Source organism: Streptomyces sp. JJ38 (assembly GCF_019303475.1).
In the GTDB taxonomy this organism is placed as follows: Bacteria; Actinomycetota; Actinomycetes; order Streptomycetales; family Streptomycetaceae; genus Streptomyces.
Genome location: NZ_JABLSI010000001.1, coordinates 37,004 through 61,904 on the forward strand (window position 1 = coordinate 37,004; position 24,901 = coordinate 61,904).

General features: G+C 73.4%; 18 protein-coding genes. 15 read left to right on the forward strand and 3 right to left on the reverse strand.

The window, feature by feature from the left end; genetic code table 11:
* Positions 1 to 18: 18 nt before the first annotated feature.
* Complete coding sequence (locus tag HPT28_RS00145; protein WP_219088121.1) at positions 19 to 1,017, reverse strand: TAXI family TRAP transporter solute-binding subunit; 999 nt, start codon at positions 1,015 to 1,017, stop codon at positions 19 to 21.
* A 93-nt stretch (positions 1,018 to 1,110) separates the two neighbouring features.
* Between HPT28_RS00145 and miaB the strand changes: the two genes are divergently transcribed.
* A complete protein-coding gene (gene miaB, locus HPT28_RS00150; protein ID WP_219088122.1) occupies positions 1,111 to 2,592 on the forward strand; it encodes a tRNA (N6-isopentenyl adenosine(37)-C2)-methylthiotransferase MiaB in 1,482 nt (493 codons plus the stop codon).
* A 123-nt stretch (positions 2,593 to 2,715) separates the two neighbouring features.
* Complete coding sequence (locus HPT28_RS00155; RefSeq protein WP_219088123.1) at positions 2,716 to 3,423, forward strand: class III extradiol dioxygenase subunit B-like domain-containing protein; 708 nt, start codon at positions 2,716 to 2,718, stop codon at positions 3,421 to 3,423.
* A gap of 105 nt (positions 3,424 to 3,528) precedes the next feature.
* On the opposite strand, the gene HPT28_RS00160 is transcribed toward HPT28_RS00155, so the two are convergent.
* A complete protein-coding gene (locus HPT28_RS00160; protein ID WP_257577852.1) occupies positions 3,529 to 3,741 on the reverse strand; it encodes an antitoxin in 213 nt (70 codons plus the stop codon).
* Positions 3,742 to 3,898: 157 nt separating this feature from the next.
* On the opposite strand from HPT28_RS00160, the gene miaA reads away from it, so the two are divergent.
* The 7 genes from miaA (at position 3,899) to HPT28_RS00195 (ending at position 13,003) form a co-directional block, all read left to right on the forward strand.
* On the forward strand, positions 3,899 to 4,855 hold the full coding sequence (gene miaA, locus HPT28_RS00165) for a tRNA (adenosine(37)-N6)-dimethylallyltransferase MiaA (RefSeq protein WP_219088125.1): 957 nt from the start codon (positions 3,899 to 3,901) through the stop codon (positions 4,853 to 4,855).
* 106 nt (positions 4,856 to 4,961) lie between these two features.
* Positions 4,962 to 5,510 (forward strand): hypothetical protein, encoded by a 549-nt coding sequence (locus tag HPT28_RS00170; RefSeq protein ID WP_219088126.1) that lies wholly within the window; start codon positions 4,962 to 4,964, stop codon positions 5,508 to 5,510.
* Between the two features lie 104 nt (positions 5,511 to 5,614).
* Positions 5,615 to 6,505: a diaminopimelate epimerase gene (gene dapF / locus HPT28_RS00175; protein ID WP_219088127.1), complete on the forward strand. Its 891-nt coding sequence runs from the start codon at positions 5,615 to 5,617 to the stop codon at positions 6,503 to 6,505.
* A 246-nt stretch (positions 6,506 to 6,751) separates the two neighbouring features.
* A complete protein-coding gene (locus tag HPT28_RS00180) occupies positions 6,752 to 8,827 on the forward strand; it encodes a bifunctional (p)ppGpp synthetase/guanosine-3',5'-bis(diphosphate) 3'-pyrophosphohydrolase (RefSeq protein WP_219088128.1) in 2,076 nt (691 codons plus the stop codon).
* 113 nt (positions 8,828 to 8,940) lie between these two features.
* Positions 8,941 to 10,404, forward strand: coding sequence for a M1 family metallopeptidase (locus tag HPT28_RS00185; RefSeq protein WP_219088129.1), 1,464 nt, complete (start codon positions 8,941 to 8,943; stop codon positions 10,402 to 10,404).
* A gap of 178 nt (positions 10,405 to 10,582) precedes the next feature.
* Positions 10,583 to 12,076, forward strand: a complete 1,494-nt coding sequence (hflX, locus tag HPT28_RS00190; RefSeq protein ID WP_219088130.1) for a GTPase HflX — start codon at positions 10,583 to 10,585, stop codon at positions 12,074 to 12,076.
* 201 nt (positions 12,077 to 12,277) lie between these two features.
* Complete coding sequence (locus HPT28_RS00195; RefSeq protein ID WP_219088131.1) at positions 12,278 to 13,003, forward strand: dienelactone hydrolase family protein; 726 nt, start codon at positions 12,278 to 12,280, stop codon at positions 13,001 to 13,003.
* A 356-nt stretch (positions 13,004 to 13,359) separates the two neighbouring features.
* Here HPT28_RS00195 and HPT28_RS00200 read toward each other — a convergent pair whose 3' ends face one another.
* Entirely contained in the window at positions 13,360 to 14,472 is a 1,113-nt protein-coding gene (locus tag HPT28_RS00200; protein WP_374226897.1) for a LacI family DNA-binding transcriptional regulator, read from the reverse strand.
* Positions 14,473 to 14,879: 407 nt separating this feature from the next.
* Here HPT28_RS00200 and HPT28_RS00205 point away from each other — a divergent pair, with 407 nt between their 5' ends.
* The 6 genes from HPT28_RS00205 to HPT28_RS00230 all read left to right on the forward strand — a co-directional run bounded on the left by HPT28_RS00205 (position 14,880) and on the right by HPT28_RS00230 (position 24,888).
* Positions 14,880 to 16,220 (forward strand): ABC transporter substrate-binding protein, encoded by a 1,341-nt coding sequence (locus tag HPT28_RS00205; protein WP_257577812.1) that lies wholly within the window; start codon positions 14,880 to 14,882, stop codon positions 16,218 to 16,220.
* A gap of 8 nt (positions 16,221 to 16,228) precedes the next feature.
* On the forward strand, positions 16,229 to 17,242 hold the full coding sequence (locus HPT28_RS00210; protein WP_374226898.1) for a carbohydrate ABC transporter permease: 1,014 nt from the start codon (positions 16,229 to 16,231) through the stop codon (positions 17,240 to 17,242).
* Positions 17,239 to 18,153 carry a carbohydrate ABC transporter permease gene (locus HPT28_RS00215; protein WP_219088132.1) on the forward strand — a complete coding sequence of 305 codons (915 nt, stop codon included), beginning with the start codon at positions 17,239 to 17,241 and terminating at the stop codon, positions 18,151 to 18,153. Before HPT28_RS00210 ends, HPT28_RS00215 begins: the two co-directional genes overlap by 4 nt.
* 97 nt (positions 18,154 to 18,250) lie before the next feature.
* Positions 18,251 to 19,513 carry a glycosyl hydrolase gene (locus tag HPT28_RS00220; protein WP_219088133.1) on the forward strand — a complete coding sequence of 421 codons (1,263 nt, stop codon included), beginning with the start codon at positions 18,251 to 18,253 and terminating at the stop codon, positions 19,511 to 19,513.
* Between the two features lie 142 nt (positions 19,514 to 19,655).
* Positions 19,656 to 21,818 carry an endo-beta-N-acetylglucosaminidase gene (locus HPT28_RS00225; RefSeq protein ID WP_219088134.1) on the forward strand — a complete coding sequence of 721 codons (2,163 nt, stop codon included), beginning with the start codon at positions 19,656 to 19,658 and terminating at the stop codon, positions 21,816 to 21,818.
* Between the two features lie 37 nt (positions 21,819 to 21,855).
* Positions 21,856 to 24,888: a glycoside hydrolase family 38 C-terminal domain-containing protein gene (locus tag HPT28_RS00230; RefSeq protein ID WP_219088135.1), complete on the forward strand. Its 3,033-nt coding sequence runs from the start codon at positions 21,856 to 21,858 to the stop codon at positions 24,886 to 24,888.
* The last annotated feature ends 13 nt before the right edge of the window (positions 24,889 to 24,901 follow it).

A 24,901-nucleotide genomic window follows, 5' to 3' on the forward strand; every position in this document is an offset into this window, starting at 1 on the left:
CGGCCCGCGCGGTGCCAATCAGGGCTTGACGGCGCGGTAGTAGCGCTCGGCACCCTCGTGCAGCGGCAGCGGGTCCGTGTAGATGGCCGTACGCAGATCGACCCGCTGCGCGGCGTGCACCTGACTTCCGATGCGGTCGCGGCTGTTGATGAGCACGCGGGTCACACCGGCGGCGACCGCGGGATCCACCCGGCGGGCCGTCACCAGCAGGTTCGCCACGGCCACCGTCTCCACGCCCTGGCCGCGCTGCATGGCCGGATAGGCGTCGGCGGGCATGACGGCCGCGCGGTAGTGCCGGGCGAGCGGGTCCTGCTCGTGCAGCGCGGGCACCAGCTCACCGAGCGGGACGAGCCGGATGTCGGCGCGGGCCGCGAGGTCCTGGACGGCCGCGGTGGGCAGCCCGCCGCTCCAGAAGAACGCGTCCAGCCGGCGCTCCTCCAGCAGCCGCGGCATGGTGTCGATGCCCTCGTGGACGGGCGTGACGTCGTGGTCCGGGTCGAGCCCCGCGGCGCGCAGCATCCGGCGGGCGATGGGCCGCACCCCGGACTCCAGCTCCCCGACGCCGACCCTGAGCCCGGCGAGGTCGGCCGCCCCGCGCACGGGTGAGCCGGCGGGGACGACGAGCTGCACGTAGTCGTCGTAGAGCCGGGCGCACGCCCGCAGCCCGTCCGCGCCCTCGCCGTCGGCGGCCAGGTGGGCGGCCACCGCGTCGGCCTGCGCGATGGTGAAGTCCGCCTCGCCCGCGACCACGCGCCGGATGTTCTCCACCGACCCCTGGCTGGGGCGCAGCGCCATCTCCAGCTCCGGCAGCTCCGTGCGCACGCGCTCCCGGAGCAGCGAGCCGTAGCGCTCGTAGACGCCGGTGGGCACGCCGGTGGCGAAGGTGACCCGGCCCACGGGCTCCGCGCCGCCGCCCGGCAGCAGCCACCACGCGAGCAGGCTCAGGACGACCAGGGCCGCCGCGGCGGCTCCCAGCGTCCTGCGGCGGCCGGGGCCGCCCCCGCGGAAGGTGAGCATGGGGCGATCCTGCCACCCGTCCCGCGCGTCGGGGAGGGGCCGGGCACCGGGGGAGCGCGGGCCGGGCCGGAACGCGTACCCTGGTCGACTGAGATGACTGCGAAGACTTATGAGCTGCGCACCTTCGGCTGCCAGATGAACGTCCACGACTCCGAGCGGATGGCCGGTCTGCTGGAGGACGCCGGATACGTACGGGCCCCCGAGGGCGGGGACGGCGCCGATGTCGTCGTCTTCAACACCTGTGCGGTGCGGGAGAACGCCGACAACCGGCTGTACGGGAACCTCGGCCAGCTCGCGCCGAAGAAGGCGGCCCGGCCGGGCATGCAGATCGCCGTGGGCGGCTGCCTGGCCCAGAAGGACCGGGACACCATCGTCAAGAAGGCGCCCTGGGTGGACGTCGTCTTCGGCACCCACAACGTCGGCAAGCTGCCCGTGCTGCTGGAGCGCGCCCGCGTCCAGCGGGAGGCGCAGGTCGAGATCGCCGAGTCGCTGGAGGCGTTCCCCTCCACGCTCCCCACGCGCCGGGAGTCCGCCTATGCGGCCTGGGTCTCGGTCTCCGTCGGCTGCAACAACACCTGCACCTTCTGCATCGTCCCGCAGCTGCGCGGCAAGGAGAAGGACCGCAGGACGGGCGACATCCTGGCCGAGATCGAGGCGCTGGTCGCCGAGGGGGTCATCGAGATCACCCTGCTCGGCCAGAACGTCAACGCCTACGGCAGTGACATCGGTGACCGGGAGGCCTTCTCCAAGCTGCTGCGCGCCTGCGGCGACATCGAGGGGCTGGAGCGGGTCCGGTTCACCTCCCCGCACCCGAGGGACTTCACGGACGACGTCATCGCCGCCATGGCCGAGACGCCCAACGTCATGCCGCAGCTCCACATGCCGCTGCAGTCCGGCTCGTCCAAGGTGCTGAAGGACATGCGCCGCTCCTACCGGCAGGAGCGCTTCTTGAAGATCATCGAGAACGTGCGCGCCGCCATGCCGGACGCGGCGCTGTCCACCGACATCATCGTGGGCTTCCCCGGCGAGACGGAGGAGGACTTCCAGGAGACCCTGCACGTCGTGCGCGAGGCCCGCTTCGCCCAGGCGTTCACCTTCCAGTACTCCAAGCGTCCGGGCACTCCCGCCGCCGAGATGGACGGCCAGATTCCCAAGGAGGTCGTCCAGGAGCGCTACGAGCGGCTCGTGGCGCTTCAGGAGGAGATCTCCTGGGCCGAGAACAAGGCCCAGGTCGGCCGCAGGCTGGAGGTGCTCGTCGCCGAGGGAGAGGGCCGCAAGGACGACGTGACGCGGCGGCTGTCCGGGCGGGCCCCCGACAACCGGCTCGTGCACTTCACCCGCCCCGAGGAGCCGGTGCGCCCCGGCGACGTGGTGAGCGTCGAGGTCACCTACGCCGCCCCGCACCACCTGCTGGCCGAGGGCCCCGCCCTCGGCGTGCGCCGCACCCGGGCCGGGGACGCCTGGGAGGCCCGCACCGGTGCCGCCGCGCCCACCGGCGGCGTCATGCTCGGCCTGCCGAAGGTGGGCGCCCCCGCTCCGCTGCCCGCCCAGGGCGACGGCTGCGGTGTCTGCTGAACGCCCGCTCGACGTGCGCTGAACGCCCGTCGGCCGGCCCCGGGTTCCGCACGGTTCGCCACGATGAGCCGATCCGTGTCGGGCAGCGGGGTGAACCGGCCGGTCGGCGCTAGGCTGCCGCCCATGCTTGCCGCTGCCGCCGTCTGCCCCTGTCCGCCGCTGCTCGTGCCCGAGGTCGCCGGGGACGCGTCCTCCGAGATGGACGACGCGAGGGCCGCCTGCGCCGAGGCCCTGGAGGCCCTCGCCACCGCCCGGCCCGAACGCCTCGTCGTCGTCGGCCCCGCCCAGCCCGTGGCCCGGGGCGAGTACCCCGCAGGCAGCCGCGGCTCCTTCCGCGGCTTCGGGGTGGATCTCGACGTCACCCTCGGTCGGGGCCCGGGGGGCGAGCGCGCCCTGCCGGCCTCCCTCGCCGTCGCCGCCTGGCTGCTGGACCGCCACGGCTGGGACACCGCGCCGGTCACCGGCCGCGGGGTGGCCGAGACCCTCACGCCCGAGCGCTGTGCCGAGGTCGGCCGCGAGCTGGCACCGGACGGGGAGCGCGTGGCCCTGCTCGTGATGGGTGACGGAAGTGCCTGCCGCACCGTGAAGGCACCCGGCTACTTCGACGAGCGGGCCGCCGCCTTCGACGCCGAGGCAGCCCGCGCCCTGGGCACCGGGGATGTCGACGCGCTGGCGGGCCTGGACGCCGAACTCGGCTACGAGCTCCAGGTGTCGGGCCGGGCCGGCTGGCAGATCCTGGCCGGTGCCGCGGGCCGGAGCCGGCTCTCGGGGAAGCTGCTGTACGACCGTGCGCCCTACGGCGTCGGCTACGTCGTCGCCCGCTGGTCCTGACCCGCCTGCCCCGGGCCCTCGGACTCGGTCCGCCCGCTCCGGGCCCACGCCCCGGACTCACGCCCCGCGGTCGCGAGGCGTGCCGGGGCGGGCGAACGGCGGCCCTCAGGCGCCGGATCCGGGCCGTCCTCCCGGCCCGCGCCGCCGCTCCTCCTCGGCCAACCGGTCCACGGCCTGCCTGGCCTTCTGGCTGCCCGTCCTCAGCTGGCTGCTGTACTTGCCCTTGGTCTTCTTGTCGGCCATCTGGGCAGCCCTGTCGACAGCCTGCCCCACCTTGCTCTCGTGCTTGACGAGCATTCCCTTGAGCTTGTTCAGCATGCTCACGCAATCCACCTTCCACGTGCGGTGACTCCCTGCGGACGGTAACGAACCGCCGCGCGCTCGTGTTCCGGGCACGGCCCCGGGGCCCGCCGGGCTGGGCACCGCGGAGCGCCCACCACCCCCGCACACGGTCCGGTTTGCGAGACTGGCGGGTGTGAACAGCGCCGCGAACCCCCCATCGTCACCCCAGGTCGTCGCCGTCGTCGGTCCCACCGCTGCGGGCAAGTCCGATCTGGGCGTGGCACTCGCCCGTGAGCTGGGCGGCGAGGTCGTCAACGCCGACTCCATGCAGCTCTACCGCGGCATGGACATCGGTACGGCCAAGCTGACGACCGAGGAGCGGCACGGCGTTCCCCACCACCTCCTCGACATCTGGGACGTCACCGTCACGGCCAGCGTCGCCGAGTACCAGCGGCTCGCGCGCGCGGAGATCGAGCGGCTGCTCGACCGGGGCCGTGTCCCGGTCCTCGTCGGCGGCTCCGGACTGTACGTGCGCGGGGCGCTGGACGCGCTGGAGTTCCCCGGCACCGACCCGGGGGTGCGCGCCCGGCTGGAGGCGGAGCTGGCCGAGCGGGGGCCGGGGGAGCTGCACCGCCGGCTCGCCGCTGCCGACCCGGCCGCGGCCGCGGCCATCCTGCCCGGCAACGGCCGCCGGATCGTACGGGCCCTTGAGGTCATCGAGATCACCGGCCGGCCCTTCACCGCCCAGCTGCCGGAGCCCGGAGCGCGGCTGGACGTCTACGACACGTTCTACGTCGGTGTCGACGTCCCGCGGCCCGAGCTCGACGAACGGATCGCACGCCGGGTGGACGTCATGTGGGACCGAGGGCTGGCCGAGGAGGTCCGCGGCCTGGAGGCCGCGGGGCTCCGCGAGGGGCGGACGGCCTCCCGGGCTCTCGGCTACCAGCAGCTCCTGGCGGCCTTCGCCGGCGAGTGCACCGAGGAGGAGGCCCGGGAGCAGACCGTCCGGGCCACGAAACGCTTCGCCAGGCGGCAGGACTCCTGGTTCCGGCGCGACGCGCGGGTGCACTGGCTGAGCGGGGCGGCCGAGCACCGCGACCGGCTGACCGGACACGCGCTGTCGCTGGTCGAACGAGCGGTCACAGCCTGATCACGTCCTGGCATCGGGACGTTCCAAGCGCCCGGAGCGGCAGTTCCGACGTGCCATCATCGACGCTCAGGCCGCTACGCCGTTGTCGTTGGGAGGGCACGTGGCGATGGATGCGGGCCCTCGCGGCGGTGACGACCCGGCCCGGGAGTCCGGTCGTACGACGCAGGTCCACGACGGGTTCCCCGAGGCGGACGAGCCAGCCTTCGCGGGCGTCGAGCCCTCGCTCGGCGCCGCGTCCCCCGAGTACCCGGTCGACCCCGCGAGCGCCGTGGACCCCGTCGACGGGGAGGCCGCCGAGGACGGCACGGCCCCGGAGGAGTCATACGGTGAGCTCCGGCCGCCCCGTCGGCTGCGCCTGTGGCAGCTCGCCCCGATCGTGGGCCTCGCGGTGCTCGGCTCGCTGATGTTCTCCTTCCCGCTGGCCTTCGAGTTCGGTGACGGCGGCGCCGTCGTGGCCATGCTGGGCCTGCTGATCACCGGGTGCGCCGCGGGCTGGGGTCTGATGGCCGCCCGCCGCGTCGGCGCCACTCTGCCGGGCATGCCGCCGCGCGGCTCGGGCGAACGTCCGGACTGGCGGGTGGTCGCCCTGTACGCGCTGGTCTGCCTCACCCTGACCGGCCTGGCCGTGTGGCGGGTGGCCCGGCTGCGCGGCTGAGCACGGCACGGCCCAGAACAGCACGGGGCGGCCACGGGCCCCGGGGAACGGTGGCGCCCCGGGGAGCGGCCGCGAACGCGGGACGCCTCCCGTACGATCGCCCCGTGAGCACCACAGCGCAGCCCGCCGCCCCGCTGGTCTTCCTCAAGGGGCACGGCACCGAGAACGACTTCGTGATCATCCCCGACCCCGAGGGGCTCGTCGAGCTCTCCTCGGGCACCGTCGCCCGGCTGTGCGACCGGCGGGCCGGCATCGGCGGGGACGGCGTCCTCCACGTGGTCCGCTCCGCCGCCCACCCCGAGGCCGCGGAGCTGGCGGCCGAGGCCGAGTGGTTCATGGACTACCGCAACAGCGACGGCAGCATCGCGGAGATGTGCGGCAACGGTGTGCGGGTCTTCGCGGCCTACCTCCGCCGTGCCGGGCTGGTGGGGGAGGACGCCTTCGCCGTGGCCACGCGGGCGGGCCTGCGGCGGGTCCGGGTGGCCGGAGACGGCCGGGTCACGGTCGGCATGGGCCGGGCCGCGCTGCCCGCCGACGAGGGCGGGCCCGTCACCGTGACGGTGGGGGAGCGGAGCTGGCCCGCGCGCAACGTCAACATGGGCAACCCGCACGCCGTCGTCTTCGTCGACGCGCTCGCGGAGGCCGGGACCCTCCTCGACGCCCCGCTCGTCGCCCCGGCCGCCGCCTATCCGCAGGGCACCAACGTCGAGTTCGTCGTCGACCGCGGGCCGCGGCACGTGGCGATGCGGGTGCACGAGCGCGGCTCCGGGGAGACCCGCTCCTGCGGCACCGGCGCCTGCGCCGTCATGGTCGCGGCGGCCCGCCGGGACGGCGCGGACCCGGCCGAGGACGGCCGTGCGGTCACCTACACCGTGGACGTTCCGGGCGGGCGGCTGGAGATCACCGAGGGGGCGGACGGCGAGATCGAGATGACGGGACCCGCCGCCATCGTCGCCGAGGGCATCGTCGAGCCCGGCTGGCTCGCCGCGGGCTGAGCTCCGGGCCCGGGCGACCGAAGCCCGAACCGCGGGCTCGGGCTGCCGAGGGGCCCGGACACCCGCGCCACAACTCCCCACGGAGCCCGCGCAGATCGCCCGATGGGGTGATCGGGCACCGGGTGGGCACCACCCGGACGGTGCGCCGTGATGGGGTCGGTAGCATCGAGCAACTGACGGTGCGACACCTTGCAGGGGGCTGTGGTGAGTGCGGTACGGGGCCTCAGAAAGCTCAGCCGGGCCGCGATGAGCGGTTCGGCCCCGCGAGGCCGCCTGCCGGACGCGCTGGAGCACGTCGCCCAGGCGCACCGCGCCCACCACCCCGGGGCCGAGCTGGACACGCTGCGCCGCGCGTATCTGCTGGCGGAGTCGTCGCACCGGGGCCAGATGCGCAAGAGCGGCGAGCCGTACATCACCCACCCGCTCGCCGTGACGCTCATCCTCGCCCAGCTCGGCGCCGGGACGACGACGCTGACGGCTTCGCTCCTGCACGACACCGTCGAGGACACCGAGGTCACGCTCGACCAGGTGCGTGCCGAGTTCGGCGCCGAGGTGGCCTACCTCGTGGACGGCGTCACCAAGCTGGAGAAGGTCGACTACGGCGCCGCGGCCGAGCCGGAGACGTTCCGGAAGATGCTCGTGGCCACCGGCGACGACGTGCGGGTCATGGCCGTCAAGCTCGCCGACCGGCTGCACAACATGCGCACGCTCTCCGTCATGCGGCCGGAGAAGCAGGCACGCATCGCCAGGGTCACGCGGGACGTGTTGATCCCGCTGGCCGAGCGGCTGGGCGTGCAGGCGCTCAAGACCGAGCTGGAGGACCTCGTCTTCCAGATCCTGCACCCCGAGGAGTACGCGCGGACCCAGGAGGTCATCCGGGCGCACGCCGCGGGGCCCGATCCGCTGGCCGCCGTCGCCGAATCCGTGCGGGCCGTGCTCCGCGAGGCGCAGGTGTCGGCCGAGGTGCGGATCCGGCCACGGCACGCCCTGTCCGTCCACCGGGCCGGGAGGAAGCGCGGGCCGCTGGGCCCGTGTGACTTCGGTCGGCTGCTGATCCTCGTCGCGGACGAGGCCGACTGCTATGCCGTCCTCGGTGAGCTGCACACCTGCTTCACCCCGGTGATCTCGGAGTTCAAGGACTTCATCGCGGTACCCAAGTTCAACCTCTACCAGTCCCTGCACACGGCGTTCGCGAACGCGGAGGGGCGGGTCGCCGAGGTTCTCATCCGCACCCACCGGATGCACCGCGTCGCCGAGGCCGGCGTCATCGCGCTCGGTGACCCGCACCCGCGGTCGGTGTCCCCCGGGCCGGAGGACGGCACGCAGCCGGCCGGCGCGGCGGCCCCGGCCCCGGGCGACGGTGAGCGGGCGGACCCGACGCGCCCGGGCTGGCTCTCGCGGCTGCTGGAGTGGCAGAGCAACGCGCCGGATCCCGACACCTTCTGGGCCCACCTGCGCCAGGACCTCGCCCAGGACCGCGAGATCACCGTGTTCTGCAGTGGGGGAACGTTGCACCTCCCCGCGGGGGCCACCTGTCTCGACGCCGCGTACGCGCGCCACGGCGAGTGCGCCCACCACTGCGTGGGAGCCCGGGTGGACGGACGGCTCACCACACTCGGCACCGTGCTGCGCGACGGCGACGCCCTCCAGCTCCTGCTGGCCCCGGGGGGAACCTCCGGCCCCTCCTCCGACTGGCTCGACCACGTCAGAACGCCCGCCGCGCGGATCGCCGTCCGCCGCTGGCTCGACGCCCAGCCGGTGCCGTCGTCCGTCCCGGCGGAGTCCTCCTCCACCGGGACGGACGACGGCGCGGACGACGGCGGGGTGGCTCCCGGCGCGGCCGTACGCCCGGCCCCGGCATCCGGCGGGGAGCGCGCGGCCGTTGCCGTGGACCTGCCCGACCGGCCGGTGCGGCTGGCCCGCTGCTGTACCCCGGTCCCGCCGGACCGCGTCACCGGCTTCACCGTCCGCGGCGGCGCCGTGACGGTCCACCGCGACACCTGCTCGGCGGTGGGGCGCATGACGGCCGCCGGCCGCGACCCCGTGGACGTCCGGTGGCGGAGCGGCAGCGGGGGCTACCGGGTCACGCTGCAGGCGGAGGCCTTCGGACGGCCCCGGCTGCTGGCCGACCTCACGGAGGCCATCGCCGTGCAGGGCGCCGCCGTCGTCTCCGCCAGCGTCGATCCGCCCAGGGAGCAGCGGGTGCGGCACCGGTACACCCTCCGGCTCGCGGACGCGAGCACGCTGCCCGCCCTCATGCGGGCGATGAGGGGGGTGCCCGGGGTGTACGACGTCGCCCGGGCCACGCGCCCGATGCTGTGAACGGCGGCGGGCGCAAGCGGTCAGGTCCGTCCGTCCCGGTATGACCATCCCATCGGGTGGGTCGTCGATGCGCCCTCACGGACGCCACCCGTCCCGCTGGTACCTGGTGGACCATGACCACCGCCCGCGCCCGTTCCGCGTCCCGCCCCGCCCTGGCCGCCGCCAGCGCCGCCGTCTCCCTCGCCCTCCTCGCCGCCGCTCCGGCCCCCGAACCGCTCGGCGTCGGCGACCGGCTGTTCCCCACCCTCGGCAACCCCGGCTACGACGTCCTCCGCTACGACATCACCCTGCGCTACACGGGGGACAACACCCTGCCCCTGGAGGCCCGGACGCGCCTCGCCGCACGCGTCACCGGCGAGCCGCTCGAGCGGCTGAATCTCGACTTCGCCAACGGCACCGTCCGCGAGGCCCGCATCGACGGCGCCGAGGTTCCCTGGCAGGCGGCCGGTGAGGACATCGTCCTCACCCCCGAGCGTCCCCTGCCCGCGGGGAAGGTCGTCGACATCGACATCCGCCACACCAGTCCCACGCGCGGCCCCAAGCCCAGCGGCTGGATCAGGACCGAGCGCAACGGCCTGGTCATGGCCAACCAGGCGGACGCGGCGCACCGCGTCTTCCCGTCCAACGACCACCCCTCGGACAAGGCCGAGTTCACCTTCCGCGTCACCACCCCCGCCGAGTTCACCGCCGTCGCCAGCGGCCGCCGCACCGAGCGGCGGGCGGACGAGGCCACCGTCACCCGCACCTTCCGCACCGCCCGGCCCATGGCCACGGAGCTCGCCCAGGTCGCGATCGGGCGCTCCCTCGTCCTGCGGCGCGAAGGGCCGGACGGGCTGCCCCTGCGCGACGTGATCCCCGCCGGACACCGCGCGGAGCTCGAACCCTGGCTGCGCAAGACCTCCGGCCATCTGCGCTGGATGCGCGAGCGCGTCGGCGACTACCCCTTCGCGAACTACGGGCTCCTCGTCGCCGAGGCCGATCTCGGCTTCGCGCTGGAGACGCAGACGCTGTCGCTGTTCTCCGTGGACTTCTTCACCGATCCCCGCCGACCCGACTGGTACCGCGAGGCCGTCATGATCCACGAACTGGCCCACCACTGGTTCGGGAACAGCGTCAGCCCGCGCCGGTGGAGTGATCTGTGGCTCAACGAGGGCCACGCGACCTGGTACGAGTGGCTGTACGCGGCCGAGCACGGCGGCCCCTCTCTGGAGGCGCTGGCCGAGCGGGCGTACCAGGCCTCCGACGTCTGGCGTGGGGACTACGGTCCGCCCGCCCGGATCGACGTACCGGAGGACGACGACAAGCTCGGCATCTTCCGTCCCGTCGTCTACGAGGGCGCGGCCGTGGCGCTGTACGCGCTGCGGCAGGAGATCGGGGCGGAGAAGTTCGGCGAACTCCAGCGTGCCTGGGTGAACCGCCACGCCCACAAGGTCGCCTCCACCGAGGACTTCATCCGGCTCGCGAGCGAGGTTGCGGGCGAGGACCTGAGCGCGTTTCTGCGGGACTGGCTGTACGGGGAGCGGACCCCGGCCATGCCCGGGCACCCTCACTGGCGCACCAAGCCGCGTCAGAGCTGAGGTGGAGGCCCGGCCCCTGGAGGCCCGAGGGCGGGATATGCGCGTGACGCCGGGGGCCGGGCGTGTCACCATCGTCACCGAGCCCCCGGCCAGGCGCCGGGAGCCGGACCGCGGGGAATGAACGCCACCCGTTGCGCGTTGTGCCTGGCGAGTCCGTTCCATCGACGTGAGGACACCCTTGACCTTCTCTTCTTCTCTTCCGCACCTCGGCCAGCGCAACGACTCGAACACGCGCCGTGCTGACGCCCTGATGGAGGAGGACGTCGCATGGAGCCACGAGATCGACGAGGAGCGTGACGGGCACCAGCTCGACCGCTCCGAGCGCGCGGCCCTGCGCCGCGTGGCCGGCCTGTCGACCGAGCTCCAGGACGTCACGGAGGTCGAGTACCGGCAGCTCCGCCTGGAGCGGGTCGTACTCGTCGGCGTCTGGACCTCCGGCACCGCCCAGGACGCGGAGAACTCCCTCGCGGAGCTGGCCGCGCTCGCCGAGACGGCCGGTGCCCAGGTGCTCGACGGCGTCATCCAGCGCCGCGACAAGCCGGACCCGGCCACCTACATCGGCTCCGGCAAGGCCGAGGAGCTGCGCGACATCGTGCTGGAGTCGGGTGCCGACACCGTCGTGTGCGACGGTGAGCTCAGCCCCGGCCAGCTCATCCACCTGGAGGACGTCGTCAAGGTCAAGGTGGTCGACCGCACCGCCCTGATCCTCGACATCTTCGCCCAGCACGCCAAGTCCCGCGAGGGCAAGGCGCAGGTCTCGCTCGCGCAGATGCAGTACATGCTGCCGCGGCTGCGCGGCTGGGGTCAGTCGCTGTCCCGGCAGATGGGTGGTGGCGGCTCCGGCTCGTCCGGCGGCGGCATGGCCACCCGTGGTCCGGGTGAGACGAAGATCGAGACGGACCGCCGCCGCATCCGCGAGAAGATGGCCAAGCTGCGCCGCGAGATCGCCGAGATGAAGACCGGCCGCGACGTCAAGCGCCAGGAGCGCCGTCGCAACCAGGTGCCCTCGGTGGCGATCGCCGGGTACACCAACGCGGGCAAGTCCTCCCTGCTCAACCGCCTCACCGGGGCGGGCGTGCTGGTGGAGAACGCCCTGTTCGCGACCCTGGACCCGACGGTCCGGCGGGCGGAGACGCCCAGCGGCCGGCAGTACACCCTGTCGGACACCGTCGGCTTCGTCCGGCATCTTCCGCACCACCTGGTCGAGGCCTTCCGGTCCACGATGGAGGAGGTCGGCGACTCCGACCTGATCCTCCACGTGGTCGACGGCGCGCATCCCGTCCCCGAGGAGCAGCTGGCGGCGGTACGCGAGGTCTTCCGCGACGTCGGGGCCGTGGACGTCCCGGAGATCGTGGTGATCAACAAGGCGGACGTGGCCGACCCGCTCGTCGTCCAGCGGCTCCTGCGCGCCGAGCAGCACGCCATCGTCGTCTCCGCGCACTCCGGTGAGGGCGTGGCCGAGCTGCTCGAGCTGATCGACGCGGAGCTGCCTCGCCCGTCGGTCGAGCTGGAGGCCCTGGTGCCCTACACCGAGGGCGCGCTCGTCTCCCGGATCCACACCGAGGGCGAGCTGCTGTCGGAGGAGCACACGGAGTCCGGCACGCTGATCAAGGCCCGCGTCCACGAGGAGCTGGCCGCCGCTCTGCGCCCCTTCGTGCCCACCAGCCGCTGACCCACACCACCCTGCGCCCGCCGCGGAGCCCCCGCGGCGGGCGCAGCGCGCCGGGGCCTGGTGGTCAGCCGCTGTCGCCGGTCAGCCCGACCGGCCCCGGGAAACATCGGTACAGCGGCTGCCGGAGGTCAGGCTGGACCGCTGTCTGCCATCGGTGAACACCAGCCCCGAGCGGGCGCAACGGTCATACCGTTCAGTCGCATGACGACGGTCACAACCCGTACGGTCGAATACCCGGCCGACAACCTGACGATGATCGGATACCTGGCGCTCCCGGCCGGCGCTGGGCGTCGGCCCGCAGTCCTGATCGGACCCGAGGGGATGGGGCTCAGCGATGTCGAGCGCCGCCGGGCCGAGGCTCTGGCCGAGCTGGGCTACGTGGCGCTGGCCTTCGACCTCCACGGCGGACGCTATCTGGAGGACCCGGAGGAGATGTTGGCCCGCTGCATGCCGCTGCTCGCCGACCCTGACCGGATGCGAGGAATCGGTCACGCAGCGCTCGACGTGTTGCGTGCCGAACCACGGGCCGACCTCGACCGGACCGCCGCCCTCGGCTACGGCACCGGAGGTGCGGTCGCACTCGAGCTCGGCCGCGATGGCGTCGACCTGCGTGCGATCGCGACGGTCAACGCACTGACCACAGGCCGGCCGGGCGAGGCGGCACGCATCCGCTGTCCGGTATGGGCCGGGGTCGGGTCGGAGGACCCGATCATGCCGCCCGCGCAACGGAACGCGTTCACCGAGGAGATGCGGGCCGCGGGCATCGACTGGCGCCTCGTCGTCTACGGAGGAGCCCTTCACGCCTTCCACCACCCACCGGTCGACCACGCCGTGCCTCCCGGCGTCGGCTACCACCCACGGCACGCACAGCGAGCCTGGCGTGACATCGTCGACCTGCTCGCCGAGTGCCTGCCGGTCACCAACTGACCCGACCGGCCCCTGACCCTCACTCCTGCCCGTCGGCCTCCTCCAGCTCGGGCGCGTCCGGGCCGGGTCGGCGGCCTCGGTCCGGCGGGTGATCCGAGCCCGGCGTCAGCACGTGATGTACCCGCATGGAACCTCCCGTTCATCCGTGGTGGATGACGGAGACTCATCCCGCCCAGGACGGGGCAGAGGGGGCCTTGCTGACGTGATGGACAGAAGCCTCGGGGCTCCGGACAACGAACCCGAGCCGGTGATGCTCCGTCAGCCGAGCTGGTCCCGGTGCGGGCCTGGGGCTGAGCTGTCCGGGCCGGCGGGTGGGAGCGGGGGGCGCGCGGCCGTGAGGGGGGCCGCGTGAGCCGTCAGCCTGGTGGGGCGGTGCTCTCCCTGAGTTCCAGGCGTGGCAGTTCCGCCTGCACGCTGCGGACGGGGCCGCCGTCCAGCAGCGCGAGCAGCTCCTCGGCGGCCAGCCTGCCGAAGCCGCCGGTGTCCCGGACGAGGGCGGTCAGCGCGGGGTGGGTGACGCGGCACAGAGCCGAGTCGTCCCAGGCGACGATGGAGAGCTGGCCGGGGACCGGAAGGCCGCGGGAGGCGGCGACGGAGGCTCCGGCGACGGCCATGACGTCGTTGTCGTAGACGATCGCGGTGGGCGGCTGCGGCCGGTCCAGCAGTTCGCGGGTGGCCTCGGCGCCCTCGGCGTCCGAGTAGTCGGCGCTGACCGTGCACACGTCGCCGGGGGACAGCCCCAGCCGTACGGACTCCTCACGCAGAGCGTGCAGGCGCCGCTCGGTGTGGGCGAGTTCTGGCAGCCCGGCCACGTGGGCGATCCGGCGGTGCCCGAGCCGGTGGAGATGCCCGAGGATCGAGCGCATGGCCGCCGCGTCGTCGGCCCACACGGTGGAGATCGGCGCGGCCTCTCCGGAGGCCGTGCCCTGACCGGACAGACCGCCCACCGCGACCGCCGGGAACCCCAGCGACTCCAGCAGCGCGGGGCGGGGGTCGTCGGTGCGCGGGTCGACCATGAGGACGCCGTCGACCCGGCGCTCGCCCCACCAGCGGCGGTAGAGGACACACTCGGCGTCCAGGTCCGGGACGACCTGGAACATCAGCGCCGTGCCGCGCACGGAGAGGGCCTCCTGTACTCCCGAGACCAGCTGCAGGAAGAAGGACTCGACGCCGAGGGTGCGGGCGGGCCGGTTCAGCACGAGCCCGACGCAGCCCAGCCGTTCACCGCTGAGCGCGCGGGCCGCGCTGTCGGGTACCCAGCCGAGTTGTTCGGCGGCGCGCAGCACCCGGGCGCGGGTGGCCGGTGAGACACCGGCACGGCCGTTGAGGGCGAAGGAGACGGCGGAGGCCGAGACGCCGACCCGGTCGGCGATGTCCCTCATGGTCGGCCGCCGCGGGGGCGCCGCACGCCGCGGCCGTCCGGCCTCCCCGTCCCACCGGTCCCCGGCCGGGCGGGCGGTGTCCGTCATGCCTCACGCTCCTCGTGTGCGCGCGGTGGACCGGAGGTGGGCCACCCCGCGGCCGGTTCCGGTCACGGACCCGAGCCTGTTGCTAAACCGTATTAGTCCCTCATGCTAAACCGGTTAAGTGGATCTGCGACAGCCTGGAAGGCAAGCGGAGATCGAGCCGAGATGGGTGGCGTGAATGGCTGGGTGTTATCTCATTGTTACCTAAGGGGTCGTGAGGAAAGGTTAAGCGCATTAGTGCAGCTCAGAGTCGCTGCCAATTCGCCTTCTGGGCCGCTTGGGTGTCTCTCGGGGGGAGTCCCCGCGGTGCACGGCCACGGCAGGAGTTATTGACGGCGACTCCGCACGGGGGCAACGTGAGCGCCCGTCCGGCAGCGCCGCCGGTCCGCCGCCCTCCCAAGGAGTTGCGAATGATGCGCAGACGCCTGCCCAGGCGCTCCCTCGCCGTTGTCCTCGGAGCACTGCTGACCGCGACGGCCGCGTGCGGAGTAGGCGGCGACGGCTCGTCCCCGGACACGGGTCAGCCGGAACGGACGGGCACGGTGTCCGGCGAGATCACCTTCCGCACCCTGCAGCTGAAGCCGACCTTCACCGACTACGTGCAGGGTGTCATCGACGCCTTCGAGGCCGAGTACCCGGACGTGACCGTCACGTGGCAGGACGTGCCGGGGGAGGGCTACAACGAGAAGCTCGTCGCCGACGCGCAGGCCGGTGCCCTGCCGGACGTCGTCAACGTCAACACCGACTCCTTCCAACTCCTCGCGGACCGCGGGATGCTCGCCGACATCGCCGCCCTCGACCCCGAGGCGCGCGAGGACTTCGTGCCCGGAGCCTGGGACCAGTACAAGCTCCCCGACACGGGCGACGCGGTCTACGCCTACCCGTGGTATGTCACTCCGGAGATCCTCACCTACAACGAGGAGCTCTTCGAGAAGGCCGGGCTGGACCCGGAGAAGCCGCCGACGTCCGTCGAGCAGCTCTTCGACTACGCGGAGCGGATAGCCGAGCGCTCCGACGGCGCGTTCTCGGCCTTCATGGCCGACCCGAAGGGCCGACTGCCCGGGGACTGGCAGAAGATGGGCATCCCGATCCTCGACGAGGCGGGCGAGGAGTTCACCTTCGGCACCGACGAGGCCGTTCGGTGGGTTGAGCGGATGACAGAGCTCTACGACCAGGGCGCCATGCCCAGGGAGTCGCTCACCGGAGCCGCCGACATCAACCAGCTCTACGGCGCCGGGAAGATCGTCTTCGGCCCCGGCTCGCCCGGGTTCGTCAAGGACATCAAGCAGAACGCGCCCGAGGTCTACGACGCGACCCGGGTCGCCGACGCCATCACCGGCGAGCTGGGTCACATCGGTATCTACACCCAGGCCGTCGCCGTCCGGAAGGACACCCGGCACGTCGACGCGGCCGTGGAGTTCGCCAAGTGGGTGACCAACGGCCCCAACCAGGTGGAGTTCTCCCAGCACGCCACCATCTACCCCTCCAACGCCGACGGCCTGGACGACCCGAGATTCTCCGACCGGGGCGACGGCCGGGACGCCGAGACCGTGGCCCGTGCCGTGGGCGCCGACCTGCTGCGGGAGGCGCAGCTCGACGCCAACACGCCCGTGCAGTGGACCAACCAGGTCGGTGACGCGGTGGTGCGGGAGATGCAGAAGGCGATCAAGGGGGAGATCTCACCCCGGGAGGCGGTGGACAACGCCCTGGCCGCCGCGAACGACATCCTCGATCGCCAGCGGAAGCAGTGACGCGCCCGATGACCGACGCCACCGGTGAGGTGGTCCGCCCGGCACCGACCGGGCGGACCACCGGGTTCGGAGCCGCCCCCGGCCCGGCCCGTCCCGGCCGACGCGCGCGGCGGCGGCGACGGAAGGCGATGGAGACGGAGTCGGGGCTGGTGCACCGCCGTTGGTGGGCGCCCTACCTGTTTCTGCTGCCGGGCCTGACGATGGTGGTCCTCTTCAGCTTCTGGCCCTTCCTCAACACCGTCGTCCTGTCCTTCACCGACGCGCAGATCCTGCGCGGCGGCGGGTTCGTCGGCTTCGACAACTACACCCGCGCCTTCGACGACCCGGACTTCTGGAGCGCGCTCACGAACTCGGTGCTCTACACCGCGGTCGTCGTCCCCGCCCTGGTGTTCCTGCCGCTGGCGCTGGCCGTGCTCGTGCAGAAGAGGGTCCCGGGCATCGGGTTCTTCCGCTCAGCCTTCTACACCCCCGTGATCGCCTCGGCCGTGGTGGTGGGCCTGATCTGGCAGTGGTTCCTGCGCAGCGACGGCCTGGTCAACACCGTCTTCGTGAAGCTGCGTGTCGTCTCCGAGCCCGTACCCTTCCTCACCGACAGCACGATGCTGCTGGTCTCGGCCATGCTGGTCACCATCTGGAAGGGCCTGGGCTACTACATGATCTTCTACCTGGCGGCCCTGGGGAACGTGCCCAAGCAGCTCTACGAGGCGGCCGAACTGGACGGCGCGGGCGCGGTGCGGCGCTTCATCAGCATCACCGTCCCCTCGGTCAAACCGATGCTGCTCCTGGTGGGAACCCTCTCCGCGATCTCCGCGCTCCGGGTGTTCACCGAGATCTACATCCTCGGCGGTGAGAGCGGCGGCCCGGGCGGGGGCGCCCGCACTCTGCCGTTCATGATCCGCAAGGTGGGGCTCGGTTTCTCCGGGGAGACCGGGTACGCCTCCGCCGTCTCGATCCTCCTCTTCCTCCTCACCCTGGTCTTCAGCCTGCTCGGGCACCGCCTGTCGAAGGGAGACGAGCGATGAGCGCCCTGGCCCCGAGCCGCTCGGCCACCACCGGCGGCGACCGTGACCGTGACCACGATCTCCGACGCGGGCGCGGGCGCGGGCGCGGACGCGGGCGCAGGCGGGCCGGGCTCGCCGGCCGGTATCTGACGCTGTGCCTGATGCTGGTCGTGATGCTCGGCCCGATCGTGTGGCAGTTCCTGACCTCCATCAAGGGCCGGGGCGAGAACGTCTACGACGGTTTCCTGCCGGGCGCGCCCACCCTGGACAACTACGCGGAGGTGGCCGACTCCTTCCCGCTCTTCCAGTACGTCGGCAACACGCTGGTCGTGGCCGCGCTCGCCGTCACCTCCAACCTCGTGTTCGCCTCCATGGGCGGCTACGCGCTCTCGCGAGCGGGCTGGCGGGGCCGGAAGGCCGTCTTCACGGTCCTGGTGGCGACCCTGATGTTCCCCTTCGAATCCGTGATGATCTCGATGTTCCTCACCGTGCGCTCCATGGGACTGGTGGACACGCTCGTCGGCGTCTGGCTGCCCGGTGCCGTCTCCGTGCTCAACCTGCTGCTCATGCGCGCGGCGTTCCTGGCCGTGCCCACCGAGCTGGAGGAGGCCGCGGTGCTGGACGGGGCGAACGAGTGGCAGCGCTTCACCCGGGTCTTCCTGCCCTCCGCCAAGGGCGCGCTCGCCGTCGTGTGCATCACGAGCTTCATGGGCGCCTGGGACGACTTCCTGTGGCCCCTGATCGTCCTGTCCAGCAGCGAGAACTACACGCTGCAACTCGGCCTCGCCACCCTGGCGGGTGCGACCACCGTCAGCGACCAGCGGGTGATCGCCGCCGGCTCCATCGCGGCCCTGCTCCCGATGATGGTCCTCTTCTTCTCGCTCCAGCGGTTCTTCTTCAAGGGCGTCGGCGAGGGCGCCATCAAGACCTGAGCCCGTCCTCCGCCCCATCCTCACGACCCAACGTCCCGCTGGACGGCATCGGCCCCGGTGCCGTCCGCCCCCCATCCGAACGGGGAGCCAGACCACGATGACCCCACCCGTGCCGCCCCGCGTGCGACTCGGCGTCAACTACACGCCCAGCCAGGGCTGGTTCCACCACTGGCTGGACTTCGACCTCGACACCGTCCGCCGGGACCTCGACTCCATCGCCGGACTCGGCCTCGACCACGTGCGCGCCTTCGCGCTCTGGCCGCTGTTCCAGCCCAACCGCTCGCTCGTGCGCCCCCGCGCCGTCGAACAGCTGGTGCGGCTCGTGGACGCCGCCGCCGAGCGTGGGCTCGACGTCGCCGTGGACGCCCTCCAGGGACACCTGTCCAGCTTCGACTTCGTGCCCGCGTGGCTGCGCACCTGGCACCGCCGCAACCTGTTCACCGACCCGGACGCGCTCGACGGCCAGGAGCGGTACGTCGAGACTCTCGCCGCCGCCCTCGTCGACCGGCCGGGCTTCCTCGGCATCACCCTCGGCAACGAGGTCAACCAGTTCTCCGACCGGCCCCACCCCGACCCCGACCCGTGCACGCACCGGGAGGCGGGACGGTGGCTGGAGCGGCTGCTCACCGCCTGTGGGCGTGCCGCGCCCGGACACCCCCACACCCACTCGGAGTACGACGCGGTGTGGTTCCGGGACGGCCACCCCTTCACCCCCGCCCACGCCTCCCGGCTCGGCGCCATGACCACCGTCCACTCCTGGGTGTTCAACGGCACCGCGCAACGCCACGGCCACGACGGCACGGCCACCCGGCACCTTGCCGAGTACCTGATCGAGCTCTCCCGGGCCTGGGCGGTCGACCCGCACCGGGCCGTATGGCTCCAGGAGGTCGGGGCGCCCGCCCCGCTGATCCCGCCCGGGCAGGCCGCCGCGTTCGCCGAGGCCACCGTCGACAACGCGCTGACCTGCTCCGGCCTGTACGGCGTCACCTGGTGGTGCTCCCACGACGTGCCCCGCTCCCTGGCCGACTTCCCGGAGCTGGAGTACACGCTCGGGCTGCTCACCACCGACCGCGAGGTGAAGCCGGCGGGCCGGGCCCTGGCCGCGGCGGCCGAACGGCTGCGGCGCGAGCCGCCCCGCCCGCACCCCCGGAGCACCGCCCTCGTCCTGGACGCCGGCGACGAGGAGACGGCGCCCCACCGCTCCGTCTGCGCCCCCGGGGGGCGGTACTTCGACGCCTGGATGCGGCTGGCCGCCCAGGGGGTGCGGGCGACCGCCGTCCTCGATCGCCGGGCCCGGGAGCCGGGGCACCTCGCCGCCCGTGGCATCACCGAACTGGTCCACCCCGACGACGTCCACTGAGCCCCACACCCCGCCCCCGCACAACCCCGCCCGCGCACGCCCCGCCCACGCGAACCGCCAGCCCCGTACCGCCAGCCCCGAACCGCCAGCCCCGAACCGTCGGCGCCCTGTCGTCCCGGGCGCCGGGAGAAACGGAGTGAGCATGTCCGAGGTCCAACGCCGTGCCTCAGCGCCGTCCGGGCCGGGCCGCCGCAGCCTGCTGACCGCCGCCGCGACCGCAGCCGGTGCCGCCGCCCTGCCGCTGGCCGGCGCCGGTTCCGCCCGCGCGGCCCTGACGCCCGCCACCACCCGGGCGGCCGTCTCCGCCCCGGTCGCCGAGGCCACCCTCCAGCCCTACGCGTCCTACTGGTTCCCCGAGAGCTTCCCCGAGGGCCGCGAGCCCGACCCGGGCGCCGTCTGGCGCAGCCTCAAGGACTGGCGTCCGCAGGACGACCCCGACCTCCCCTACAACACCGCCACTGTGCCGCTCGCCGAGCGCTTCACGCCCACCCCGCCCAACGGCACCGCGCGCGCGGGCCAGGGCGGGGTCAGCGCGCTGGTCTCCTTCGCGGGGACGGCCCGCAACCCCGCACAGGGCTCCCCGACGGCCGACTACTACGCCCTCACCCAGTGGGCCTACCTCGACGAACTCGTCTTCTGGGGAGGCTCCTCGGGCGAGGGCATCATCCTCGCGCCGAACGCGCCCGTCGTCGACGCCGCGCACCGGCACGGCGTCCCCGTCCTCGGCAACGTCTTCCTGCCGCCCGTGGCCTACGGCGGCGACCTGACCTGGACGCGCGAACTCGTCCAGCGCGACGCCCTCGGACGGTTCCCGATCGCCGACAAGCTGATCCAGGTGGCCCGCACCTACGGGTTCGACGGCTGGTTCCTCAACGGCGAGACGAGCGGCGGCGACCCGGAGCTCGGGCAGCGCTTCGCCGACTTCGTGGCCGCGCTCCGCCGAGGCGCCCCCGACCTGCGCATCACCTGGTACGACGCGTTCACCATCGACGGTGACGTGGCCTGGCAGGGTGCCCTCAACGACCGCAACGCCGCCTTCTTCCACCGCGACGGCGTCCGGCAGGCCGACACCGTCTTCCTCGACTTCCGATGGCAGGCCGACAGCCGGCGGCTCGCCTCCTCCGCCGCCCACGCCCGCCGCCTCGGCCGCTCCGGGCACGAGCTGTGGGCGGGGCTCAACGTCGAGCCCGGCGGCTGGCACACCCGCGTCGACTGGGACGCCCTCATGCCCGACGGCGAGGACCACGTCGTCTCCTACGGCCTCTACCGCCCCGAGTGGACGCTGCACTCGCTGCCCCACGCGACGCGTACCCCGGCCGAGTTCCACGAGCGCGACGACCGGTTCTGGAGCGGTGCGGACACCGACCCCGCCGCACCCGAGGGACCGGGGGACTGGCGCCCGGCCGCCCGGCACGTCGCCGACCGCTCCACCGTCACCGCCCTGCCGTTCGCCACCGCCTTCAACACCGGCCACGGAACGGCCTGGTACGCCGCGGGACGACGCACGGGCGACCGGGAGTGGAACCACCTCGGCCTCCAGGACGTCCTGCCAGCCCGGCGCTGGCCGCAGCGGACCGACGGCGAACGTGCCCACGTCGCCTTCGACTTCGCCGACGCCTGGCACGGCGGCAGCAGCCTCCTCGTCAGCGGCGGGCTCACCTGTCCGGTCCTGCTGGAGCTGTTCCGCACCCGGCTGCCCGCCGACCCCGGCACCGTCGTCGAGCTCGCGCACCGCGCCGACGGCGGCTCGGCACCCGTCGAGGTGCACCTCGCGGTCGCGGACGCCGAGCCCCGGCGGCCGGGGCGATGGCCCGCCTACCGGATGCTGCGGGCCGGTACCGTGTCGGACGCCGACGGCTGGACCGTCTCGGCCTTCCGCCTGAACGGGCTGCGCGGCATCCGTGCCCTCGGCGTCCGCCTCACTGCCCAGGGCTCCGGGCACGCCTCCGGGCAGGCCGACGGCGTCCGCTGGCGGCTCGGGATGCTCTCCGTACGCCACGGCACGCCCGACGTCCCCGCCGCCCCCGAACGCGCGCGCGTCACCGACCGCCGCCTCCGCGCCCCCGGCACCGCCGAGCTGCGCCTGACCTGGCGGCCGGGCCGGGGCTCCCCGGCTCGCCGCCACGAGGTCCACCAGGTGCTGCCGGACGGCGAGCGCCGTTTCCTCGGCGCCACCGGCGGCACCGCCCTCCACCTGCCCGAGGTGCGCCGCTCCGGCGACGAGGCGCGGACCGCCCTGGAGATCCGCGCCGTCGGCACCTCGTACCTCCCGTCCCCGCCCGTCCGCGTCCTGCACGACTGGTGACCCCCGCGGCCACCCCTCACCCCACCACGGAGACCTCATGCACGACGACAGCAGTCTGGTCGAAGCCCGCCTCCGCCGCGTGCTCACCGAGCGCGTCAAACCCCACGTCCACACCCGCGCGGTGCCGCTGGACATCGCCGTATGGCAGGCGCCCGGCGAACCCGTCCCCGTCGCCGAGGGGCTGGCGGCACCGTACGAGCCGACCGCCGCGGGCCGGGAGTGGGGCCCGGCCTGGGGCACCACCTGGTTCAGGGTCAGCGGCCGGGTGCCGCGGGAGTGGGCCGGCCGGACCGTCGAGGCCGTCCTCGACCTCGGCTTCGACCGCATGATGCCCGGATTCCAGTGCGAGGGCCTGGTGTTCCGGCCCGACGGCGAACCGGTCAAAGCCCTCAACCCGTACAACGACTGGGTGCGGGTGGCCGAACGGGCCCGCGGCGGGGAGGAGGTGGAGTACTTCGTCGAGGCCGCCTCCAACCCCGTGCTCGTCCACCACCAGCCCACCTACGAGGGTGACCGGCTCACCGCCAGCGACCAGCCCCTGTACCGGCTCGCCCGCATGGACCTCACCGTCTTCGAGCCCGAGGTGTGGGAGCTCGTCCAGGACCTGGAGGTACTCGGCGCCCTCGTGGAGCAGCTCTCGCGGGGGGAGGCCCGGCGGCACGGCATCCTGCGCGCCGTCGAACGCTGTCTCGACGCCCTCGACCTCGCCGACGTCCCCGGTACCGCGGCCCGCGCCCGCGAGCGGCTGACCGGGGTGCTCGCCTCACCCGCGCACGCCTCGGCGCACCGCGTCAGCGCCGTCGGCCACGCCCACATCGACTCCGCCTGGCTGTGGCCGCTGCGCGAGACCGTGCGCAAGGTCGCCCGCACCTCGTCCAACATGGTCAACCTCATGGAGGACCACGACGACCTCGTCTTCGCCATGTCGCAGGCCCAGCAGTTCGCCTGGCTCAAGGAGCACCGCCCCGAGGTCTACGCCAAGGTGTGCAAGCAGGTGGCGGCCGGGAGGTTCGTGCCGGTCGGCGGCATGTGGGTGGAGTCCGACACCAACATGGTCGGTGGCGAGGCCATGGCGCGGCAGTTCCTCTACGGCAAGAAGTTCTTCCTCGACGAGTTCGGCATCGAGACCGAGGAGGTGTGGTTGCCCGACTCCTTCGGCTACACCGCGGCCCTGCCGCAACTCGTCAAGCTCTCCGGCGCCCGCTGGTTCCTGACGCAGAAGATCTCCTGGAGTCAGATCAACAAGTTCCCGCACCACACCTTCTGGTGGGAGGGCATCGACGGCACCCGCGTGTTCACCCACTTCCCGCCCATCGACACCTACAACTCCGACCTGGGCGGCGAGCAGCTCGCCCATGCCGCGCGCAACTACCAGGAGAAGGGGGCGGCCAGCCGCTCCCTGGCCCCCTTCGGCTGGGGCGACGGCGGTGGCGGGCCCACCCGCGAGATGCTCGCCCGCGCCCGGCGCACCCGGGACCTGGAGGGCTCACCGCGGGTCGAGGTCGAAAGGCCGGGCGCCTTCTTCGAGAAGGCGCACTCCGAGTACCCGCACGCGCCGGTGTGGCAGGGCGAGCTGTATCTGGAGCTGCACCGCGGCACCTACACCTCGCAGGCCAAGACCAAACAGGGCAACCGGCGCAGCGAGTCCCTGCTGCGCGAGGCGGAGCTGTGGGCCGCCACCGCCGCCGTCCGGGTGCCCGGCCACCGCTATCCGCGGGCCGAGCTGGAGCGGATCTGGAAGACCGTCCTGCTGCACCAGTTCCACGACATCCTGCCCGGCTCCTCCATCGCCTGGGTGCACCGCGAGGCCCGCGAGACCTACGCCCGGGTGCGGGAGGAGCTGACGGCGATCATCGACGCCGCACAGTCCGCGCTGGCCGGTGCCGGCGACCGGCCGATGGTGTTCAACGGCGCCCCGCACGCCCGCGGACCGCTCCCCGGCGGAGGAGCCGGCCCGGCGCCGGAGCCCACCGGGGCCCCGGTCACCGTCAGCGGCCGGGCGGACGGCGGCCACGTGCTGGACAACGGCCTGCTCAGGGTGGAGGTCGACGAGCGCGGGCTGATCGTCTCCGCCTTCGACCTCGCCTCCGGGCGCGAGGCCGTCGCCCCCGGGGCCGTGGCCGGCCTGCTCCAGCTCCACCCGGACTTCCCCAACATGTGGGACGCCTGGGACATCGACGCGTTCTACCGCAACAACGTCACCGATCTGACCGGCGTGGACGAACTGGACCTCACCCACACCGGACCGGACCGCGCCACCGTCCGCGTGTCCCGTACCTTCGGCGACTCCTCGGTGGTGCAGACGGTCACGCTCCGGGCCGGTGCGCGGTCGGTGGACCTGGAGACCGAGGTCGACTGGCGGGAGACGGAGAAGTTCCTCAAGGCGGCCTTCCCCCTGGACGTGAAGGCCGACCGGTCCGCCGCCGAGACGCAGTTCGGGCACGTCTTCCGGGCCACCCACACCAACACCTCCTGGGAGGCCGCCAAGTTCGAGATCTGCGCGCACCGCTGGCTGCACGTCGAGGAGCCGGGCTGGGGCGCGGCCCTCGTCAACGACTCCACCTACGGACACGACGTCACCCGCGACATCCGTCCCGACGGCGGCCAGACCACCACCGTGCGGCTCTCGCTGCTGCGCGCCCCGCGCTACCCCGACCCCGAGACCGACCACGGCACCCACCGACTGCGCTACGCGCTCGTCCCCGGGGCGAGCATCGGTGACGCCGTCCGGGAGGGCCATGCGATCAACCTCCCCGAGCGCACGGTCACCGGTTCCGGCGAACCCGTCGAACCGCTGGTGTCGGTGAGCGACGAGGGGGTCGTCGTCGAGACCGTCAAACTCGCCGAGGACGGCAGCGGCGACGTCGTCGCGCGGCTCTACGAGTCCCTCGGGAGCCGGGCGGCCGTGCGGCTGCGGCCCGGCTTCCCGGTGGCCGGGACGGCGGAGACCGACCTGCTGGAACGTCCCCTCGCCGAGGGCAGCGCCCTGAGCACCGGACCAGACGGCGGCCTGCGGGTGACGCTGCGGCCCTTCCAGATCGTGACGCTGAGGTTCCACGTGGCCGGCTGAGCCCGACGGGCCC

Excerpts from the sequence above, each read along its gene's own strand:
- HPT28_RS00145 (WP_219088121.1), bottom strand. The coding sequence starts at position 1,017 with ATGCTCACCTTCCGCGGGGGCGGCCCCGGCCGCCGCAGGACGCTGGGA.
- miaB (WP_219088122.1), top strand. The coding sequence starts at position 1,111 with ATGACTGCGAAGACTTATGAGCTGCGCACCTTCGGCTGCCAGATGAAC.
- HPT28_RS00155 (WP_219088123.1), top strand. The coding sequence starts at position 2,716 with ATGCTTGCCGCTGCCGCCGTCTGCCCCTGTCCGCCGCTGCTCGTGCCC.
- HPT28_RS00160 (WP_257577852.1), bottom strand. The coding sequence starts at position 3,741 with ATGCTGAACAAGCTCAAGGGAATGCTCGTCAAGCACGAGAGCAAGGTG.
- HPT28_RS00170 (WP_219088126.1), top strand. The coding sequence starts at position 4,962 with ATGGATGCGGGCCCTCGCGGCGGTGACGACCCGGCCCGGGAGTCCGGT.
- HPT28_RS00180 (WP_219088128.1), top strand. The coding sequence starts at position 6,752 with ATGAGCGGTTCGGCCCCGCGAGGCCGCCTGCCGGACGCGCTGGAGCAC.
- HPT28_RS00185 (WP_219088129.1), top strand. The coding sequence starts at position 8,941 with ATGACCACCGCCCGCGCCCGTTCCGCGTCCCGCCCCGCCCTGGCCGCC.
- HPT28_RS00195 (WP_219088131.1), top strand. The coding sequence starts at position 12,278 with ATGACGACGGTCACAACCCGTACGGTCGAATACCCGGCCGACAACCTG.
- HPT28_RS00200 (WP_374226897.1), bottom strand. The coding sequence starts at position 14,472 with ATGACGGACACCGCCCGCCCGGCCGGGGACCGGTGGGACGGGGAGGCC.
- HPT28_RS00205 (WP_257577812.1), top strand. The coding sequence starts at position 14,880 with ATGATGCGCAGACGCCTGCCCAGGCGCTCCCTCGCCGTTGTCCTCGGA.
- HPT28_RS00210 (WP_374226898.1), top strand. The coding sequence starts at position 16,229 with ATGACCGACGCCACCGGTGAGGTGGTCCGCCCGGCACCGACCGGGCGG.
- HPT28_RS00215 (WP_219088132.1), top strand. The coding sequence starts at position 17,239 with ATGAGCGCCCTGGCCCCGAGCCGCTCGGCCACCACCGGCGGCGACCGT.
- HPT28_RS00220 (WP_219088133.1), top strand. The coding sequence starts at position 18,251 with ATGACCCCACCCGTGCCGCCCCGCGTGCGACTCGGCGTCAACTACACG.
- HPT28_RS00225 (WP_219088134.1), top strand. The coding sequence starts at position 19,656 with ATGTCCGAGGTCCAACGCCGTGCCTCAGCGCCGTCCGGGCCGGGCCGC.
- HPT28_RS00230 (WP_219088135.1), top strand. The coding sequence starts at position 21,856 with ATGCACGACGACAGCAGTCTGGTCGAAGCCCGCCTCCGCCGCGTGCTC.